This window comes from Paenibacillus sp. 01T422, from assembly GCF_056398785.1.
On record NZ_JBFTQB010001000.1, the window covers coordinates 1 to 2,218 of the forward strand.

At 37.4% G+C, this 2,218-nt stretch carries 3 protein-coding genes; all 3 read left to right on the forward strand.

The window, feature by feature from the left end:
• The coding region (locus tag AC1DUA_RS34680) for a hypothetical protein (RefSeq protein ID WP_477504062.1) at positions 1-205 on the forward strand (205 nt) is incomplete at its 5' end.
• Positions 206-226: 21 nt separating this feature from the next.
• Positions 227-1,222, forward strand: coding sequence for an ATP-binding protein (locus AC1DUA_RS34685; protein WP_477504063.1), 996 nt, complete (start codon positions 227-229; stop codon positions 1,220-1,222).
• A gap of 3 nt (positions 1,223-1,225) precedes the next feature.
• Positions 1,226-2,218 (forward strand): hypothetical protein (locus tag AC1DUA_RS34690; protein ID WP_477504064.1); only part of this gene is annotated, 993 nt, incomplete at its 3' end.

Genomic DNA, 2,218 nt, shown 5'->3' on the forward strand with positions numbered 1-2,218 from the left:
GTGTTACCAGAGGTATTTGGAGGAGAGTACAAATCATCACAGCAGCAATAATATGCTTGCAGATTTAAAGAAAAAATCGGAATTACAAATAGAAGAAAATAGTTCAGTATATTCAAAAAAGTTTCTGAAAGCAGAGCATGAGGAGCTAAGGGATAGACAAGCACCTGTAGAGATAAAAAAGGTATTTAAGACAATCACCTATTAATATTGAGAGCAGGTGACTACTATGTTAGCTCATCAGGCAGAGCTGCCACAAATGCCAAGACCATCCATTCCAAATGGGCTGCATCCCATTGAAACAGGGCGGTATTTACTTGCTACGAACGAAATCATACGTCTGCATCAAACTGTATCCAGATGGATAGAAAATCGATCCCCCGGGGGGATTATTTATGGGAGACCGCGACTGGGTAAGACAAGGGCAATTAGTTATCTCATGCATGACTTGCCTTCTGATTTCGGAAAACAAATGCCCATTTTTCATATGTGTTGCAGGCAGTACAAAAACCCTAATGAGAACAACTTTTTCGAAGATATATTGAAGGATATTGGTCACGCCCTCCCATCAACCGGTAAAGCCAACCAAAAGCGTGATAGAGTTCTGCGTTACTTGATGGAGCGCGGCGAAGCTTCAAGTCAGCATCGAATTGTATTGTTTATAGATGACGCACAGCGTTTGTTCGAGATTCAATACGGATGGCTAATGGATATTTATAATGAGTTAGATCGTGCGGGTATTAGTTTAACAGTTATTTTGGTAGGTCAAACGGAGTTGATTCACCAACGCAGCGCCTTCCTCCAAGCAAAAAAAGCTCAAATCATAGGACGATTTATGGTACATGAATATAAATTTACTGGTATTAGAAGTATTCAAGATATCCGTGCTTGCTTGAATGGGTATGATTCCATTTCTGAATTCCCACAAGAATCCGGGTGGTCTTTTGTTCGATATTTTTTTCCAGAGGCATTTGAAAGTGGATTTCGCTTGGAGGATTGCGCCGATGAGCTAATGAATGCTTTTACGGTATTACGACAAGAAGAAGGATTACTGAAACCTGTTGAAATACCTATGCAGTATCTTACTCTTACAGTTGAATATGTATTAAGAAGATTCGGGATAAAAGGGGATAGGGTTCCTTCATTAACAATTAACCATTGGAAGGATGCCGTTATTAACTCAGGTTACATACAGGCCGAAATTTTCCAAGATGTAGTGGTGTAAGTTATGATAACAGACGTAAAGATAGTGCTTCTGACAATACCTAAAACATATATTTCTTTTTGCTGGAACCATACATGGATCAAAGATTTTGAATCACCATGGTCTATCCTTGAAAAGTTCAAATATGCTAATCAAGCTACAGCGATCGATGTGTTGCGTGAATACGGTACGGTTGAAGTTTTGGCAAGAAAAGTAATGACCTGCAACATGACAAATGGAGATCTTCGATCAATGAATGGTCTTGATGGCGATAAATTGAAAAGGGGACTTGGGAAAGATTTCAAGGATATTAATAAGGGTTATCTAGCTAAGATAATTGATATTTTACCCAAGAGTCGATTAACGGGGTTACGAAGGAAGCTGACCTTCTGTAGAACTTGTCTGAGTAAGGGTTATCATAGTATTTATCATCAATCTAGCCTAATACATCTATGCCCTTTTCATAATCGAAAGCTGGAGGACCGTTGCCCAAAATGCAAAAAATCCTTCGATTATAGATTATGTGATCAGTTCAAGAATCCGTTCCAATGTAATTGTGGGTATATGTTTATGAAAATACCCAGCAACTTTTCGAAAACTTGGACAAATTTCAATCCTAAGCTAAAGTCCATAGCTGTAAAAAGATGGATATCACTTTCAGATAATGAAAAAGAAATTCTTCAAAAACTAGTCGTAACTGATAATATTGACTACGAGATGTATCCAAACGCTATTGAGCAATTACTTTCAGTTGTTGACCCGGAATTTGATTCAAAGGATGGGGAATATCATGTTATTTCGAGATCCACTAAAAATTTAAGGATTTATGGAAATCGTTTGGATGATTTCTTCAAGGCTAGATCTAAACGTGATGATAGAGATTATTTTAAGTTAATTGAGCAAATTCAAAGTGAAATTTATTGGGGAACAGCAAAGGAATTTAATTCTATTGCTAAGCATATTAGAAAGACTTTCTTACGAAAACATAAATCATGTTTGCATCGAGCTAAAGTAGGT

What these genes read in the sequence shown, in the direction of transcription:
- AC1DUA_RS34685 (WP_477504063.1), top strand. Translation starts at nt 227, where the DNA reads ATGTTAGCTCATCAGGCAGAGCTGCCACAAATGCCAAGACCATCCATT.